Source organism: Sphingopyxis sp. BSNA05 (assembly GCF_013265645.1).
In the GTDB taxonomy this organism is placed as follows: domain Bacteria; phylum Pseudomonadota; class Alphaproteobacteria; order Sphingomonadales; family Sphingomonadaceae; genus Parasphingorhabdus.
The window spans coordinates 1-16,398 of record NZ_PYIA01000171.1; the positions used below are offsets into that span (position 1 = coordinate 1).

General features: G+C 58.7%; 12 protein-coding genes and 4 pseudogenes. 4 read left to right on the forward strand and 12 right to left on the reverse strand.

Annotated elements, in window-relative coordinates; all coding sequences use genetic code 11:
- A partial coding sequence (locus tag C8024_RS19680; RefSeq protein WP_217272343.1) for a hypothetical protein occupies positions 1-311 on the forward strand: 311 nt, incomplete at its 5' end.
- A complete protein-coding gene (locus C8024_RS19685) occupies positions 269-625 on the forward strand; it encodes a hypothetical protein (protein ID WP_217272344.1) in 357 nt (118 codons plus the stop codon). The genes C8024_RS19680 and C8024_RS19685, both read left to right, overlap by 43 nt.
- Before the next feature lie 28 nt (positions 626-653).
- Here C8024_RS19685 and C8024_RS19690 read toward each other — a convergent pair whose 3' ends face one another.
- The 11 genes and pseudogenes from C8024_RS19690 to C8024_RS19740 all read right to left on the reverse strand — a co-directional run bounded on the left by C8024_RS19690 (position 654) and on the right by C8024_RS19740 (position 12,073).
- Positions 654-2,243 carry a GMC family oxidoreductase gene (locus C8024_RS19690; RefSeq protein ID WP_173208383.1) on the reverse strand — a complete coding sequence of 530 codons (1,590 nt, stop codon included), beginning with the start codon at positions 2,241-2,243 and terminating at the stop codon, positions 654-656.
- Positions 2,177-3,140, reverse strand: a pseudogene (locus C8024_RS19695) (sterol desaturase family protein). Before C8024_RS19695 ends, C8024_RS19690 begins: the two are co-directional and overlap by 67 nt.
- 45 nt (positions 3,141-3,185) lie before the next feature.
- Positions 3,186-3,725 carry a TIGR01244 family sulfur transferase gene (locus C8024_RS19700; RefSeq protein WP_367947454.1) on the reverse strand — a complete coding sequence of 180 codons (540 nt, stop codon included), beginning with the start codon at positions 3,723-3,725 and terminating at the stop codon, positions 3,186-3,188.
- A pseudogene (gene recQ / locus C8024_RS19705) lies at positions 3,722-5,498 on the reverse strand (DNA helicase RecQ). Before recQ ends, C8024_RS19700 begins: the two are co-directional and overlap by 4 nt.
- A 79-nt stretch (positions 5,499-5,577) precedes the next feature.
- Positions 5,578-7,385: pseudogene (locus C8024_RS19710) on the reverse strand (ABC transporter ATP-binding protein/permease).
- Positions 7,386-7,449: 64 nt separating this feature from the next.
- Positions 7,450-7,956: a hypothetical protein gene (locus C8024_RS19715; RefSeq protein WP_173208386.1), complete on the reverse strand. Its 507-nt coding sequence runs from the start codon at positions 7,954-7,956 to the stop codon at positions 7,450-7,452.
- Between the two features lie 272 nt (positions 7,957-8,228).
- Positions 8,229-8,606 carry a hypothetical protein gene (locus C8024_RS19720; protein ID WP_173208389.1) on the reverse strand — a complete coding sequence of 126 codons (378 nt, stop codon included), beginning with the start codon at positions 8,604-8,606 and terminating at the stop codon, positions 8,229-8,231.
- Positions 8,603-9,589, reverse strand: coding sequence for a Plug domain-containing protein (locus C8024_RS19725; protein WP_173208392.1), 987 nt, complete (start codon positions 9,587-9,589; stop codon positions 8,603-8,605). The genes C8024_RS19720 and C8024_RS19725 overlap by 4 nt, the downstream gene beginning before the upstream one ends.
- Before the next feature lie 138 nt (positions 9,590-9,727).
- On the reverse strand, positions 9,728-9,997 hold the full coding sequence (locus tag C8024_RS19730) for a hypothetical protein (protein WP_100094135.1): 270 nt from the start codon (positions 9,995-9,997) through the stop codon (positions 9,728-9,730).
- Positions 9,998-10,117: 120 nt separating this feature from the next.
- Positions 10,118-10,546 (reverse strand): hypothetical protein, encoded by a 429-nt coding sequence (locus C8024_RS19735; RefSeq protein WP_100094136.1) that lies wholly within the window; start codon positions 10,544-10,546, stop codon positions 10,118-10,120.
- Positions 10,547-10,550: 4 nt separating this feature from the next.
- Positions 10,551-12,073: pseudogene (locus tag C8024_RS19740) on the reverse strand (fumarate hydratase).
- A 256-nt stretch (positions 12,074-12,329) separates the two neighbouring features.
- On the opposite strand from C8024_RS19740, the gene C8024_RS19745 reads away from it, so the two are divergent.
- Positions 12,330-13,217: a DMT family transporter gene (locus C8024_RS19745; protein WP_173208395.1), complete on the forward strand. Its 888-nt coding sequence runs from the start codon at positions 12,330-12,332 to the stop codon at positions 13,215-13,217.
- A 470-nt stretch (positions 13,218-13,687) separates the two neighbouring features.
- Here C8024_RS19745 and C8024_RS19750 read toward each other — a convergent pair whose 3' ends face one another.
- Positions 13,688-13,840, reverse strand: coding sequence for a hypothetical protein (locus tag C8024_RS19750; protein ID WP_173208399.1), 153 nt, complete (start codon positions 13,838-13,840; stop codon positions 13,688-13,690).
- Between the two features lie 850 nt (positions 13,841-14,690).
- On the opposite strand from C8024_RS19750, the gene C8024_RS19755 reads away from it, so the two are divergent.
- Positions 14,691-16,398, forward strand: a 1,708-nt coding sequence (locus C8024_RS19755; protein WP_173208401.1) for a ribonucleoside-diphosphate reductase subunit alpha, incomplete at its 3' end; no start/stop codon positions are given.

The following is a 16,398-nucleotide window of genomic DNA, read 5'->3' on the forward strand; positions in this document are numbered from 1 at the left end:
TTTTCATTCTCGAATTTCTGCCCCATGGCATCATCGGCCTGTTGCTGGTCGCGATCATGTCGGCGGCGATGTCAACGCTCAGCTCGGCGGTGAATTCCCTGTCGGCGGTGACGATCGCGGATTTGAAGGGCTTTGGGCTGCAGCTTGGCAATGCCCGTCAGGAAATCAGGCTGGCGCGCCTGCTGGCGCTGTTCTGGGGCGGGCTGATCCTCTATTTTCGATCTATTCGGGCGATATTTCTGCCACGGTCATCGAAGCGATCAACAAGGTGGGATCGGCGCTCTACGGCCCGGTTCTCGGCGTGTTCCTGATCGCCATCCTGTGGCGGCGCAGAACCGTCCTGAGCAGCAATATCGGCTTTCTGGCCGGGGTCGCCCTCAACCTCTATTTCTGGCAGTTCCAGCCCGGCCTTTTCTGGATGTGGTGGAACCTCATCGGACTGCTGGTAACTCTCTCGGTGGCAATCCTGCTGTCGCTGGCCTCGGGGAAAATGCCGCTTGCCGGCGGTCCAGCCGATTGGTCCAGGGAACGTGTCTCGCCAAGACACGTCTTCCTTGCGACGACAGGTCTGACCCTGTTCGTTTGCCTCATCTTCCTGGTTTCGCTGTCGATCGAGAGATTCTAGGCGCATCGACCGGTCGGCAGCGAAACCGTCAGCCGGCCAGGTCTGCCTTGATGAAGTCCGCCGCCCGCTCGCCGATCATGATGCTCGGCGCGTTGGTGTTGCCGCTGATGATTTCCGGCATGATCGAGGCATCGGCAATATAGAGGCCTTCCAGTCCGCGGAATTTCAGGCGCGCATCGACCACGGCATCCTCGTCGCCACCCATGCGGCAGGTGCCGACCGGGTGATAGACGGTGTCGGCGCGGTCGCGGATCAGCGCGTCCAGCTCGGCATCGTCAGTCATGTTGATCGGGTGGCGGTCGGTGGGGGAATATTGCGTCAGCGGCGGGCTTTCCAATATCCGCTTCATATGCCGCACGCCCTTGCGCAGGGTCGCGATGTCCCGGTCATCGTCGAGGAAATTCGGATCGATGGCCGGCGGGGCTGCCGGGTTCGTATCATTCAGCCGGACCGTGCCCTTGCTGTGCGGGCGCAGGACGCAGGCATGGCAGCTGAAACCGTGGCCCTTGACCGATTCGCGGCCATGGTCCTCAAGCATCGCCGGGACGAAATGATACTGGATATCCGGGGCAGGAACGTCGGGGCCGCTGCTCCAGAAGCCGCCCGCTTCGGCATAGGGTGTGGTCATGATACCAGTCCGCTTGAAACGGTGCTGCAGGATCGCCTTGGCCATGCGCACCGTGCCGGCAAGCGAGTCCCCGATCAGCTCCTTGGACTCGGTCTTGTAACCGGAAACAAAGTCGATATGGTCCTTCAGATTTTCGCCGACTTCTCCCTTGTCCAGCACGACATCGACGCCCTTGTCTTTCAGATGCGCCGCCGGACCGATGCCGGAGAGCTGCAGGATATGCGGCGATCCGAAGGCGCCGGCAGACAATATCACGGCAGCGCGCGCGTTCATTGTCTCGCTCTTGGAGCCGCGCCGGACTTGCACGCCAGTCACGCGCCCGTCCTTGACCACCAGCTTCTCGACCAGCGCGTTGGTCCGGATCGTCAGGTTCGGGCGGGAACGGGCAGGCTCGACATAGGCGCGGGCCGCGGACCAGCGTTCGCCGGCCTTCTGCGTAACCTGATAGATGCCCATGCCCTCCTGCTTCTCGCCATTGAAATCGTCGAGAATAGGCAGTTGCAGATTGCGCGCCGCTTCGACAAAGGCGAGGCTTCCCGGATTGGGCCATTTCTGGTCGGAGACGGACAGCGGCCCATCGCCGCCATGATATTCGTCACCACCGCGTTCATTGCCTTCGGATTTCTTGAAATAGGGCAGGACATCATCATAGGACCAGCCGTCACAGCCCATCGCGGCCCAATTGTCATAATCCCATTTATTGCCACGGATATAGACCATCGCGTTGATCGCGCTGGAACCGCCAAGACCGCGCCCGCGCGGCTGATAGCCGGTGCGGCCGTTGAGCCCCTTTTGCGGGACCGTATCGAACTTCCAGTTGGCGTTTTTCAGCAGGAAAGGCATCATTCCCGGCGTCTTGACGAGGAAATTATTATTGCGTCCGCCCGCTTCGAGCAGGCACACCGTGTGCTTGCCGTCTTCGCTCAGCCGTCCTGCGACTGCGCTGCCGGCGGAACCGCCGCCGATGACGATGAAGTCAAATTCTGCCATGTATTTCTCTCCTGCTCTGCCCAGCGTGCCTTTATGGTCTCGCTGCTTTCCCGGGAGCCGTCATGGCTCCACCCGGGCGGTTTGATTAAATAGTTGATCTTGTAAGGCCACGGGGCGCTCCACAAGTCCTTCGCGATGCCGATCCATTCATGGAAGGCGGCCCAGAACAGGTTGAAGCTGTCGAGGTTCTTGATGATGCCATAGCGGATATTCTCGGCGTCGGTTTCCGGTTCATAGGTCCCGAACATCTTGTCCCAGATGATGAAGACGCCGGCATAGTTGCGGTCGAGATAGCGCGGATTGGTGGCATGGTGCACGCGGTGGTGGGAAGGGGTGTTCATCACCGCCTCAAACCAGCGTGGCATCCGGTCGATCGCCTCGGTGTGGATCCAATATTGATAGATCAGGTTCAGTCCCGACAGGAAGAATATCAGCGCCGGCGGAAAGCCAGGTAAAAGAGCGGCATGGAGAAGAGAAAACTGAGGGCAAAAAGCCGGTCCAGGTCTGCCGCAAGGCCGTGGTCAGATTATAATGCTGGCTGCTGTGGTGGATCACATGCGCTGCCCAGAACCAGCGGACGCGGTGCGCGGTGCGGTGGAACCAGTAATAGGTGAAATCGTCGAGAACAAAGGCCAGTGGCACGATCCACAGCGCATTGGGCCAGCCTATCTGGATATCGAAAATACGGTGCTCGTAAACCCACAGGCTCAGCGCCAGAACAAAGCCGCCGGTCAGGATCCCGGCAACGAGACTGCCGGTCCCCAGCGCCAGCGACGTGAAGGCATCTTTGGTTTCATAGCGAACCCGGGCGTTTTTCCGGCTCCACCACCATTCCAGTGCAACGGTGATGACGAAAAAGGGAATCGCCCAGGTCGTCGGTGATGGCAGGTTCTCCATAACCGACTATTTACACCAATGTTAGTGACTGTCTAGCCTCTAGCGTCAGCTTCCGGCGGCCAGCGCATCAATCATCGCGCGGACCGGCGTAATATCATAACCGGCATTGCCAGCCAGCCGTGCGATCTCGTCGGGTTCCATGCCCTGTTTTGCCTGCGCCAGCGCCCATAACAGAGTCGAGCGGGTGCCCGAGCGGCAATAGGCGAGGGCTTTGTCCCCTTCGGCAAGCGCGGCAATCATCGCATCGACTTGCGGGCCGGAAAAGCCACTGTGCGTGATCGGAATCGCGATATATTTCAGGCCGGCGTCCCGCGCGGCCGCTTCGATGTCGGCGCTTTGCGGGGCACCCGGATCCTCGCCGTCGGGGCGGTTGTTGATGATCAGGCTGACGCCCTCGGTCTTCGCAGCGGCGACATCGTCCAGCGAGATTTGCGGCGATACGCTGAGATTGTCATTGATCTTGCGGAACATATTCTGGGTCTCCTCTGTCGGAACATTGCTGTCGTTGGCGGTCGCCGTTGCCGCGCTACAGCCCGCCACGACAATAGGTAATATAACGGAGACCAGGTTGAAATATCGTTTCATGCCGCTTCGGTCATTTCACGGATCACGGCCAGAAAGGCTTCACCATGTTTCTCCAGTTTGGCTGCGCCGATGCCCGGCAGCTCGCCGAGCGCCGACAGGCTGCCCGGTTTCAGGCCGGTCATATCACGCAGCACGCTGTCATGGAAGATGACATAAGGCGGGACGCCGAGTTCCTTGGCCAGTTCCATGCGCTTTGCCCGCAGTGCTTCGAACAGGGGATCGCCAAAGGGGTTTGGCGAGGCCGTGCCCCCGCGCCGTTTGCGTGAGGCACGCTTGGGCGGTTCGACAATGGCAACTTCCTGTTCACCCTTGAGTATCTTGCGCGCCTCGGGGCCGAACATCAGGCCGCCATGTTCGGTGTTGCGCAAAGCATCGCGGAGTAGCAGCGAGCGGGACACCGGCTTGATCAGTGCAGCTTCCTCTTCTCCGACAATATCGAAAACCGAAAGTTGGTCGTGGCCGCGCGAGAGGATTTTCTCATCCTGCCTGCCGGTGAGCACCGCTTCGAGATGGGTGACCCCGAAACTCTGGCCGGTGCGATAGACGGCGGACAGGAATTTGCGGGCCAGTTCGGTGACATTGCGGGTCTTCGGAGCGTTCAGGCAATTGTCGCAATTGCCGCATCGCTCGGGAGGATTTTCGCCGAAATGGCGGAGCAGCACGGCGCGCCGGCAACCCGGCGTTTCGACCAGACCGCCGAGCGCCGCCAGCCTCGTCCGTTCGCTCTCCAGCCGGGTTTCGTCGATCTCGCCCAGCCGCTGCCGCGCTCTAGCAAAATCTTCCGCGCCCCAGAACATATGCGCCTCGGCCGGATCGCCATCGCGTCCGGCGCGGCCGGTTTCCTGATAATAAGCCTCGATCGACTTGGGCAGGCCGGCATGGGCCACAAAGCGGACATCCGGCTTGTCGATGCCCATGCCAAAGGCAATGGTGGCGACCATCACCATATCTTCCGAAGCGACAAAATCATGCTGGTTCTGCTGTCGGACTTCCGGCGGCAGGCCGGCGTGATAGGCGCGGGCGCTGCGTCCGGTGGCGGCGATCTGGCTGGCCATTTTCTCGGTCGCGGCGCGAGTCTGCGCATAGATTATGCCCGGTCCCGGGATGCGGTCGACCAGATCGCCGACCTGCCGTGCCAGGCCACTGCGCGGACTCATGCTGTAGCGGATATTGGGCCGGTCGAAACCGGCGAGGATCAGCCCGTCCTGTTCGATGCCCAGCTGCACCAATATATCGTCGCGGGTATGCGCATCGGCGGTAGCGGTCAGCGCCAGCTTGGCACTGACCCGAAATGGTCGAGCAGCGGGCGCAGCAGGCGATAGTCGGGGCGGAAATCATGACCCCATTCGGACACGCAATGCGCTTCGTCGATGGCGAAGAGCGAAATATCGGTCTGCTCCAGCAATTCCCGGAAATGGGGCTGGGAAGCACGTTCCGGCGCGGCGTAGAGCAGGTCCAGCTCGCCAGCCTTAGCCGGGCAATCGTCTCCGCGCGATTGTCGTCGGCGGAGGTGAGGGTGGCCGCCCGGATCCCGACCGCCTCGGCACTGCGCAACTGGTCGTGCATTAGCGCGATCAGCGGGGAGATCACAATGGTGGTGCCCTTGTTGGCAATGGCGGGAAGCTGGTAGCAGAGAGACTTGCCCGACCCGGTCGGCATCACGGCAAGCGTGTTTCGCTTCGCCATCACCCGGTCCATCACTGGTTCCTGCATGCCGCGAAAGCTGCTGTAGCCGAATGTCGATTTGAGCAGGGGAAGGAGCGCTTCGGTCATGGATCATTCCCTAGCCAGAGACGCCACCATGCGAAACCGCAAAATCGCAAATGACCGAAAATGGTATTTTGGCTGGCGGTCAGGCGGGTTCCCGCTGGTCCTCCGCCTGCCGCTTCCACATGTCCGCGTAGAGCCCGCGCTTGACCAGCAACTGCCGGTGGCTACCGCGTTCGGCGATCCGCCCTTCGTTGAGCACGATGATCTCGTCGGCATGGGTGATGGTCGATAGCCGGTGGGCGATGATCAAGGTGGTTCGCCGTTCCGATATCTTGGCAAGCGTCGCCTGGATTTCGTCCTCGGTGCGGCTGTCGAGCGCCGACGTGGCTTCGTCGAGGATCAGGATCGGCGGGTTTTCAGCAATGTGCGGGCAATGGCAACGCGCTGTTTCTCGCCGCCGGACAGCTTCAGCCCGCGCTCGCCGACCTGCGTGTCATAGCCGTCCGGCAATTTGGCGATAAAGCCGTCCAGAGCGGCGCCGCGTGCGGCGTCCTCGATCTCGATCTGGGTTGCCCCTTCGCGGCCATAGCCGATATTATAGCCGATGCTGTCGTTGAACAATACGCTGTCCTGCGGAACAATGCCGATTGCGCCGCGCAGACTGTGCTGGGTGACTTCGGCTATATCCTGGCCATCGATCAATATCCGTCCGGCCTGCGGATCATAGAAACGGAACAGCAATCGCGCGATTGTCGATTTGCCGGCACCGGATGGCCCGACAATGGCGAGCGTTCCGTCCGCCGGCACCTCGAAATCGAGGCCGTGCAAGATCTGGCGATCGTCATCATAGTTGAACACGACATTTTCAAAGCGCACCGTGCCCTCGGAAATCTGCAGCGCCTTTGCGTCCGGCTTGTCGACGACTTCCTGCTTGGTATCGATTAGCTTGAACATCGCGTCCATGTCGACCAGGCCCTGACGGATGGTGCGATAGACCATGCCGAGCAGGTCGAGCGGCCGGAACAGCTGCATCAGCAGCGCGTTGACCAGCACCAGATCACCGACCGTCAGATCGCCCTGTTGCCAGCCGTAGACGCTGAAGGCCATCGCGCCGATCATCGTCAGATTGGTGATGATCGACTGGCCGATATTGAGCAGGCCAAGCGAATTTTCCGATTTGACCGCAGCGGCGGCCCAGTCTTTCATCGCCCTGTCATAGCGTTCGGCCTCGCGCTGTTCGGCGGTGAAATATTTGACCGTCTCGTAGTTCAGCAAGGCATCGACCGAGCGGCCGATCACTCTTGTGTCCATGTCGTTCATCTTCGCCCGCAGCGCGTTGCGCCAGTCGGTCACCTTGCGGGTGAAGGTGATGTATATGACGACCATCGCCATCGTCGCGGCGACCAGCCCGAAGCCGAATTTGAGCTGGAAAATGATCAGCACTGCGGTCAGCTCGACGACCGTCGGGGCGATGTTGAACAGCAGGAAATAGAGCATGATATCGATACTCTTGGTCCCGCGTTCGATGATCTTGGTGACTTCGCCGGTGCGGCGACCGAGATGGAAGCGCAACGACAGGCTGTGGAGGTGCGTGAAGACATTGGTGGCAAGGCGCCGCGCGGCCTGCTGGCCAACCTTTTCGAACACGATATTGCGCAGATTGTCGAACATCACCTGACCGAAGCGGGCTAGGCCATAAGCCGCGACGAGGGCGAGCAAGACCGTCAATTCGGTGCCGAGATCCTCGTCCGACATGCCGTCGATGACCGCCTTGTACAGAAACGGCATCGTCAGAACGGCGGCCTTGGCGCATAGCACCAGCAGGCCGGCAATGATGATGCGCAACCGCAGCCCCGGCTCGCCCTTGGGCCAGAGATAGGGCAGGAACCGCTTGAGCGTAGGGATCATCGGCGGGTCGATCTGACCCTCGGTGGCATAATCGGGTGGCATGGGCCGGATGTAGGACCGACGGCGCCGAAAGTCTATCCGGCTATAAATTCACCAGCGCGGTGCGTCAGAAGCTGCCGCTGACCGTTAACCGGTAGATCAGGCCGAATTCGCGGCTGCGATCTTCGACAAAGGCGACCGGTCCGTTGCGCCGGCCTCTCATAAATCCGCGGTCCAGATCCCCCGGCTGACCCAGAAGATCACCAAAGGCGGTGCGGGTGAAATTCTCGGACCGACCGAACAGATTGCCGAGATTGGCCTGCACGGTCAGTCCGAACACATTCTTATGCTCGACAAATATCCAGCTATAGGGCGCGCCCGTGCGAAAGCGGGTGATCTGGTCCAGCCGCAGAAAATCCGAATAGCGGAAATCCTCGACACCGGCGCCCCATGCCCAGTTGCTGCCGGGAATATCGTGACGCAAAGTGGCTTCATAGGTGAATATCTTGTCATCGCTGATCCGCCGGTGGATGCCTGTCAGGGGATCGCGCAGCGAACTTTTGCGAAGCTCGCCTTCGACATCGAGCTTGGCGCCGTTCCAGCCGATGGGATCGAACAATATGCTGGTCACCATTTCCACGCCATAGCTTGTCGCGCTGTCGAGATTGCCGCGCGCCTCGGTGGTCGCCGTGATCGGGATGGAATCGACAATGTCGCTGAATTTCTCCCCGTAAATATTGACGGTCAGTGATCCCCATGGGCCCAGTTTCTGCGTCGCCTCCAGCTCCGCGCGCCAGCTTTGCGGCGGGACCAGTTCGGGATTTCCGGCATTGCCGTTATTCTGCGAAACATCGACCGACTGGACGAAATCGAAGAAATTAAGCTGGCCGACCGACCGGTCAATTTTCAGACTGATGTCGAGAGCCGGCTGCGGTCGCCATGCCAGCGATACGGAACCTTCGGGCGAATGAACGACCGGCTCTGGCCCGCCGCGCCGCTCTGGCTGATCTTGCTATATTCGCCACCCAATGTCGCCTGCAGGGTGAGCGTCTCCGTCAGCGGACGCCCATAGGAGCCGATGATCTCACCGCGATATTCGGTGACCTTGCTATTGGCGTTGGTCAGCGCGACCGGCTGGAATATGCCCTGATCGTCGAGCGCCGCCAGCATGCCTTCATTGTCGAGAAAATTATAGGCGCCTTCGACGCTGACGCCCCAGTCGGTTCCGCCGGTCGTTTTCCACCCATATTCGGCGCGCAGGATCGACTCGCCCTCGTCGGTCACCGTGTCAAAGCGGCTGCCGTTGGCGGGCGTGACGCCGTCGGTAAATGTCTGTCCGAAAAATCGATGACCGGACTATGTTCGAAACGCTGCAAGCCGATGAGCTTGAGACGGCCAGTGCCGAGACCGAATTCATAGTCCGCGCTGAATTCGGCATTCCATTCATTCTCGCGGCTGGAATAATGTTCGAAAATATCGGGCTGGCTGGCCTGGGTGCGATCGGTGTCCACCGTTTCCCGGCGGCGGAACAGTTGATAGGCGGCATTGGCATTGAATGTCGAACCGCTGTCGCTGGTGCGGCTATAGGCTCCGCTCAGCTTCGGCGCGTCCTGGCGATAGCGGGCGACCTCGTCGCGCTCGAACAATAGATTGCCGAAGCGGTCGGTGACCTGTTCCGGTCCTTCGACGCCGTTGCGCGCCGCATCATTTTCGACCGACAGGGTAAAATCGCCCTTGCCCAGCTTGCCGCTGACAGAGGCGTCGCCGGAAAGCCAGTCGTTGCCCGCGCGGCGCCATACCGGTTCCCATTTGAAACTGCCGCGCAGCTCGCTGGTCTCGCTTGTGTTGGTCACAAGATTGAGCACCTGGCCGGACAGACCGGAAATGCTCAGCGTGGCACCATCGACGATTTCTATGCGCACGACATTGGCCGCGGAAATCCGGCTGAGAAAGGTGAAGGCGTCGCTATTCTTGCCCGATATGCGAGCGCCATTGATCAGCACATTTTCATCGGCCTGGCCCAGACCGCGTTCATCGTCGTCGCCCGTGTCGATAATGAAGCCGGGTACCTGGCGGACCATGTCCAGCGCGGTGCGGGGATTGAAGCGGACAAATTGTTCGGACTCGTAGACTTGCCGTCCGTCCTCGATGCGGGGCTGCAGCGACGAGAGACTGTCGCTTTGCGCCTGAGCCGCAACGGGGAAGAGCGCGGAACCGATCATTGCCGCCATGACAATGCGTTTCAAAGCGCGGTTTCGATTATGCAAAATATTCCTCCCCAGGCATCCGTTGTGGATGGGGTGCTGCTATGTCCGATTGGTTGCACCCGATACCGGCTTTCGATAAACTACATTCGTAGTCGGACAAACAGCTTCCTTTGTGCCGGGCGGTAAATCCTTCGAATCTTATGGTTTATGAAAGAAAAGCACCCAGGCCGCCGCGCAATTGGCGAGCGTGTAGACAAAATAGAAAATCACCGCGCTGAGCATCCCCATATTGGCAAAGATCATCGCCGCGGCGAGCATGAAAAATTCCAGAAAATAGCTGCCGTGGGGGCCGAGAATCTTCCGGAAACTGCCACGTGCTTCGGCCATCAGCGGATGATTGCTCTCCAGCATGGCCTTGTGCATCGCGAAATTGCCGATGCCGCAGAGGAAGATGATGAAAATATACATGGCTGCAATATAGGCCCGTTTGCTGCCATTGTCATTTGCTCAGATAAATAAGCCTCCGGTCGGGCAGACTCAGGTTCTGCCTGTGCACGGCCTTGCGGCGGCTTCAGTCCGGGCTGGCGATCAAGGCGCCGTGATCGTGAAGCCCGGCACCGCTTCGGTCTCGACATGTCCTTTGTGGTACATGTCCATATAGACATTGACCTTTCCCGGTGCGGCTTCGCCACAATCCACATTATAGACATCCATCATATTGCCATAAGGACTGGCCCCGACGCTTCCGCCCCGCGCATAAGCCGGAGCCGAGCCGTCGGAACATTGCAGCCGGTTCAGATAGGCGCGCTGCCCCTGCGGCATGGCTGCCCGCACCGGATTTTCCGCGCTCCCGAAGGGATGTTCGGATGCCCGCTCGATCGCTTGTTCGAGCTTTTTCCCCGAGACCATCGATTCACCTGCCATCATCGCAGCAATCGGATCGCGCGCAATCGCCGACGTGGCGACGGATCCCGCGGTGCCAAGCATCAGAATTGTCAGAACCACAGATTTGTTCATAACATCACACTCCTTCCAATAGCTTCTCTTTCTTTATCTTCTCCTGCCAGACCAGCGGTGCGAGATGGTGCACGCTCTGCCCTTCGGCATCGACCGCGACGGTGACCGGCATGTCCTGCACTTCGAACTCGTAGATCGCTTCCATGCCGAGCTCTTCAAAGCCGACCACTTTCGATCCCTTGATCGCGCGCGACACCAGATAGGCGCTGCCGCCGACCGCCATCAGATAGGCGCTCTTGTGCTTCTTGATCGAACCGACCGTGTCCAGCCCGCGTTCGGCCTTGCCGACCATCGCCAGCAGGCCCTGTTCCAGCATCATGTCGGTGAACTTGTCCATCCGCGTCGCGGTGGTTGGGCCAGCGGGACCAACCACTTCCTCGCCGACCGGATCGACGGGGCCGACATAATAGATGACGCGGCCCTTAAACTCGACCGGCAATTCTTCGCCGGCTTCCAGCATATCCTTGATCTTCTTGTGCGCGGCATCGCGGCCGGTCAGCATCTTGCCATTGAGCAGCAGCCGGTCGCCATGTTTCCATGTTGCGACTTCGGCGGCATCAAGCCGGTCGAGCTGCACGCGCTTCGCTTCCGAAGACGGCGTCCAGTTGACGTCCGGCCATTCGTCGAGCTTCGGCGCTTCGAGATAAGCGGGCCCGCTGCCGTCGAGCGTGAAATGCGCGTGGCGGGTGGCGGCGCAATTGGGGATCATCGCGACCGGTTTGCCAGCGGCGTGGCACGGCCAGTCGTTGATCTTGACGTCGAGGATGGTCGAGAGCCCGCCCAGCCCCTGCGCGCCGATGCCGAGCGCGTTGACCTTGTCGAAAATCTCGATGCGCATTTCCTCGATATCGTTGCGCGGACCGCGCTCCTTGAGCTGGCCCATGTCGATCGGATCCATCAGGCTCTGCTTGGCGAGCAATACGGCGCGTTCCGCGGTGCCGCCAATGCCGATGCCGAGCATGCCGGGCGGCACCAGCCGGCGCCCATTTGCGGGATCATTTCCAGCACCCAGTCGACGATATTGTCGCTCGGGTTCATCATCTTGAATTTGGATTTATTTTCCGACCCGCCGCCTTTGGCCGCGACATCGACGGACACCTTGTCGCCGGGCACCATTTCAACATGCAGCACCGACGGCGTGTTGTCCTTGGTGTTGCGCCGGGTGAAGGCAGGATCGGCCAGAATCGAGGCGCGCAGCTTGTTCTCCGGATGGAGATAGGCGCGGCGGACACCCTCATCGACAATTTCCTGCATGGATTTGGATGTATCGTCGAGGCGGCAATCCATGCCCCATTTGACGAAGACATTCACAATGCCGGTATCCTGACAGATTGGACGATGTCCTTCGGCGCACATTTTTGAGTTGGTCAGGATCTGTGCAATCGCATCCTTGGCAGCTGGCGATTTCTCCGCCTCATAGGCTTTGCCGAGCGCCCGGATATAATCCATCGGATGATAATAAGAGATGAATTGCAACGCGTCGGCGACGCTTTCGATCAGGTCGGCGGTTTTGATGGTCGTGGTCATGAATGCTCCAGAATATCGGCGATATGCGGTTGGATTGCCTTTAGGCCGATATGACCGGACCGGGCAAGTTTTGTCGCGCTTCGCTCCCCCATGAATGTCTGACCTCGATACCATCGCTGGTCGGTGCAAAGCGGCTATCAATATCGTGCAGGATATAATTCGGCTTTCGCTGCATGCTGCGATTGCGAACGGGCCGGCGAAACGATACGGACGATAGAACGGGAAACGCCACAGGCACATAAGGGACCCCAAAGCTATGCGCGCGCGTGATTTCCTGCTTCTTGTACTGGTCTGCCTGATCTGGGCGTCGAACAATGTCTTGAGCAAGATCATCGTCGACGACTGGGCGGTTCCGCCCGTTTTCTACGCCGCGCTGCGCTTTGCTGTGGTCGCGCTGGTGATGCTGCCATGGCTGTTGCCCATGCCCCGCCCGGCCTGGCGGATCCTCTTGATCGGGCTTTTGATGGGCGGCGGGAATTTCGCGCTGCTGTTCATCGGTCTGCAGACGACCTCGCCCTCTTCGGCGGCGATCATATTGCAGCTCGGGGTTCCCTTTACGATAATGCTCTCGATGCTCATGCTTGGCGAGCGGGTGCATTGGCGGCGCGGAGTCGGTATTGCCCTGACTCTGCTCGGGGTGTTGCTGGTGATCTGGCGTCCCGAAGGGTTGACCCTGACCGCAGGCCTCTGGTTCGTCGCTGCCGCTGCCTTCGCGGGGTCGGCTGGAGCCGTGCTGATGAAGCGCGTGGACAATGTCACGCCCTTCCGCTTTCAGGCCTGGGTTGGCCTGGTATCTGTGATCTCGCTGACACTATGTTCAGCCTTGTTCGAACAAGGGCAATGGGCCGCCGCTCGGACTGCCGGATGGCCGCTTGCCGCCGCCGTGCTGTTCACCGCGTTGATTGTATCGGTTGGCGCGCATTCGGCCTATTATTCCCTGATCGGTCGATATGAAGCCAATCTTCTTGCCCCGCTAACCCTGATAACGCCGCTGGCGACCATCGGATTGGGCGTCTGGATCACCAATGATGCTTTCGATCTGCGGATGGCGCTGGGAGCGGCGCTGGCGATCGGTGGCGTGCTGATCGTGGCCCTCAGGCCCAGGCCGGCCACCGCGCTGCTGGTGGATCGCGAGCAGCGGTAGAGGTCGTGAAAGATCTTGGTGAATTTTCGGTAAGGGGATGATGATTTTTGACTATCGATCAGCTTCGCTGCCGCTCATCATATCGCTGCTGATCGATACTGGGATGTAAGGGTGTTTTCGGATCGAACGCCTTGGAGCAGGATTCTCGTTCGGAAAGCTTCTTGGCCGTCATGCCTGTGCGCAGTTTCGATTATCCGGGACATCAATTTTACCGGACCAATTACCGGCAAAATCAAATTCTGTATCGGCGGTTCTCCGCCATAATGGTGCGCGATTGCGAGTCCGGGGCGGGCCGCAAGCCTGCCGGAAGGCGTTCGGTCCAGACCCACGGTGTCGGGCCGATATGAATATTGCTTCGATGGGATATCTGTTTGTTCCGGGTTTTGAATCCGAAGGAACTTTATCCCGATATTATTGACTCAGGAAATTCGCTGATGGGATGGCTGATCATGCTTCAGCGATCTGACCGACTAACTTGGGTTGAAACGGGTGCCGGATTCAAAAGGAGAGGGCAATGACTTTGCATCTGATTCTTTCGCCAAATCCAGTTCAATCAATATGGGCTTTTCATATCTGGTCTTGTTGCTGGCAGATTTTGTTTCTTTTTTCTGTTCATGAATCATATTTCTGGTCCAAATCTGATTGTGCATAACTAGATATTTACGCATCTAGACTCTTGAAGAATCGTTCTACTATAGTCTCTAATATATCATTTAGTAAACAAAATCAAATACTGTTCCCTGACGTAATGTAATTGAATGTATTCAAATATATATTAGTGTATATAAGTGTATAGTAATGTAAATCAGATCATGGGAGGCGACCGGTTTGTTTGTTCTTGCTGATGAGGAAATTTTGCCGGAGGCTCGCGGTCGATTTGACTCGGCCCAGATCATCATTGTCGCCAATATGGTTAATGACGAGGCGCGAAAATTGTCTTCCGGTAAAATGCGATCCGCTCATTTGATCCACCACATATGGTGTCACATTTCCGTCATTCCCACCTGTGGATGATCTGTGGAAAGATTTTTTGTAAATATTGGCATCGGCTCTTGCACAATGCCGGAGGCCTAGAAGGTCCACGCGTCGCGGCATGTTGTCCGGAATCGTCGGGCGACGAAGCGATTCATTTATACGACGAACAGAGTCGTTAAAATGTAATTTACCCCCTTGCATAAAATTCTGATTCAGCCACTATAGGTTGTGGTTCGGCCTAGGGGGCACACCAACTGATAGTGGTTAGTCGTATTTAACGCCGACTCGGTGGACACCTCCCTTTGTGCCAAATGTACAGTGAGAAATACCGGATTTGGGTAAGAAAAAATGCCCGCCGGGGCGTGAATAATGTTAGAGTGAATGCTTCGGCATGAGTCGAACAAGACAGGAACAAACGCCCGGACACAATCCCGGTGGTCGATCGGTCGATACGCCGTTGTGATCGTTGATTTAGTAGAGTGACTTGAGGGGGCTTTGATGGATTTTAGAGACAACCGCGACAACGAGAATGTGTCGGGAACAGATGTGAGTGAGAGTGAAATGGGCGCGGAAGTATTGGACAAGCCAGAAAGCCAGGCTGAAAGCACGAAGCCGACCAGCGAACCGGAAGTCAGCAAGAAGGCCGCTGCAGAAGCCGCCGCGACCAAGGATAATGACGAGAAGGAACTGAAGGCCGAGCGCGACAGCCACAGCGTCGAAAAGCGCCGCTTCAAGATCAAGCTGGACGAAAGCCGCGATGATCTGCTGACCGACTTTGGCAAGGAAACACTCAACGACCGCTATTTGCTGCCCGGCGAATCCTATCAGGACCTGTTCGCCCGCGTGGCCGATGCCTATGCGGATGACCAGGATCATGCCCAGCGGCTCTATGACGCGATTTCCAGACTCTGGTTCATGCCGGCGACGCCTGTATTGTCCAACGGCGGCACCGGTCGCGGTCTGCCGATCAGCTGCTATCTCAACAGCGTCGACGACAGTCTTGGCGGCATCGTCAATACGTGGAACGAAAATGTCTGGCTCGCTTCGCGCGGCGGTGGCATTGGCACCTATTGGGGCAGCGTCCGCGGTATCGGTGAGCCGGTCGGCCTGAACGGCAAGACATCGGGTATCATTCCGTTCGTCCGCGTGATGGACAGCCTGACCCTGGCGATTTCGCAGGGTTCGCTGCGCCGTGGTTCGGCGGCTTGCTATCTCGACGTCAACCATCCGGAAATCGAAGAATTTCTGGAAATCAGAAAGCCTTCCGGCGATTTTAACCGGAAAGCCCTGAATCTGCACCACGGCGTATTGCTGACCGACGAATTCATGGAAGCGGTTCGTGACGGCACGGAATTTGAGCTCAAGTCACCGAAAGACGGATCTGTCCGCGGCACGGTTGACGCGCGCAGCCTGTTCCAGAAGCTGGTCGAAACACGGCTGGCCACGGGCGAGCCCTATATCATCTTCAGCGATACGGTGAACCGGATGATGCCCAAGCATCACCGTGACCTGGGCCTGAAAGTATCGACTTCCAACCTGTGCTCGGAAATCACCTTGCCTACGGGCCGCGATCATCTCGGCGAAGACCGGACGGCTGTCTGCTGCCTGTCATCGCTCAATCTCGAGACATGGGATGAATGGTCGGTCGAGAAGGGCTTTATCGAAGATGTCATGCGTTTCCTCGACAATGTCCTGCAGGACTATATCGACCGCGCGCCGGCAGAAATGGCCCGGGCGAAATATAGCGCGATGCGCGAGCGCAGCGTCGGTCTTGGCGTGATGGGCTTCCACAGCTTCCTTCAGGCCCGCGGCCTCGGCTTCGAAAGTGCGCTAGCAAAATCGTGGAACTTCAAGATCTTCAAGCATGTTTCGGCCAAAGCATCCGAAGCCAGCATGATGCTGGCCAAGGAACGCGGGCCGTGCCCCGATGCCGCCGACCAGGGCGTGATGGAGCGCTTCTCCTGCAAGATGGCGATCGCACCGACCGCGTCGATCAGCATCATCTGCGGCGGTGCCTCGGCCTGTATCGAACCGATCCCGGCGAATATCTATACCCACAAGACGCTATCGGGCAGCTTCATCGTGAAGAACCCGCATCTGCTGAAACTGCTCCAGGAAAAGAGCAAGGACAGCAACAATGTCTGGAACTCGATCCTCGAGAAGGGCGGCAGCGTCCAGCATCTCGATTTCCTCAGTCCCGAGGAAA

Excerpts from the sequence above, each read along its gene's own strand:
- C8024_RS19715 (WP_173208386.1), bottom strand. The coding sequence starts at position 7,956 with ATGGTGACCAGCATATTGTTCGATCCCATCGGCTGGAACGGCGCCAAG.
- C8024_RS19735 (WP_100094136.1), bottom strand. The coding sequence starts at position 10,546 with ATGAACAAATCTGTGGTTCTGACAATTCTGATGCTTGGCACCGCGGGA.
- C8024_RS19730 (WP_100094135.1), bottom strand. The coding sequence starts at position 9,997 with ATGTATATTTTCATCATCTTCCTCTGCGGCATCGGCAATTTCGCGATG.
- C8024_RS19690 (WP_173208383.1), bottom strand. The coding sequence starts at position 2,243 with ATGGCAGAATTTGACTTCATCGTCATCGGCGGCGGTTCCGCCGGCAGC.
- C8024_RS19750 (WP_173208399.1), bottom strand. The coding sequence starts at position 13,840 with ATGATTCATGAACAGAAAAAAGAAACAAAATCTGCCAGCAACAAGACC.
- C8024_RS19700 (WP_367947454.1), bottom strand. The coding sequence starts at position 3,725 with ATGAAACGATATTTCAACCTGGTCTCCGTTATATTACCTATTGTCGTG.
- C8024_RS19745 (WP_173208395.1), top strand. The coding sequence starts at position 12,330 with ATGCGCGCGCGTGATTTCCTGCTTCTTGTACTGGTCTGCCTGATCTGG.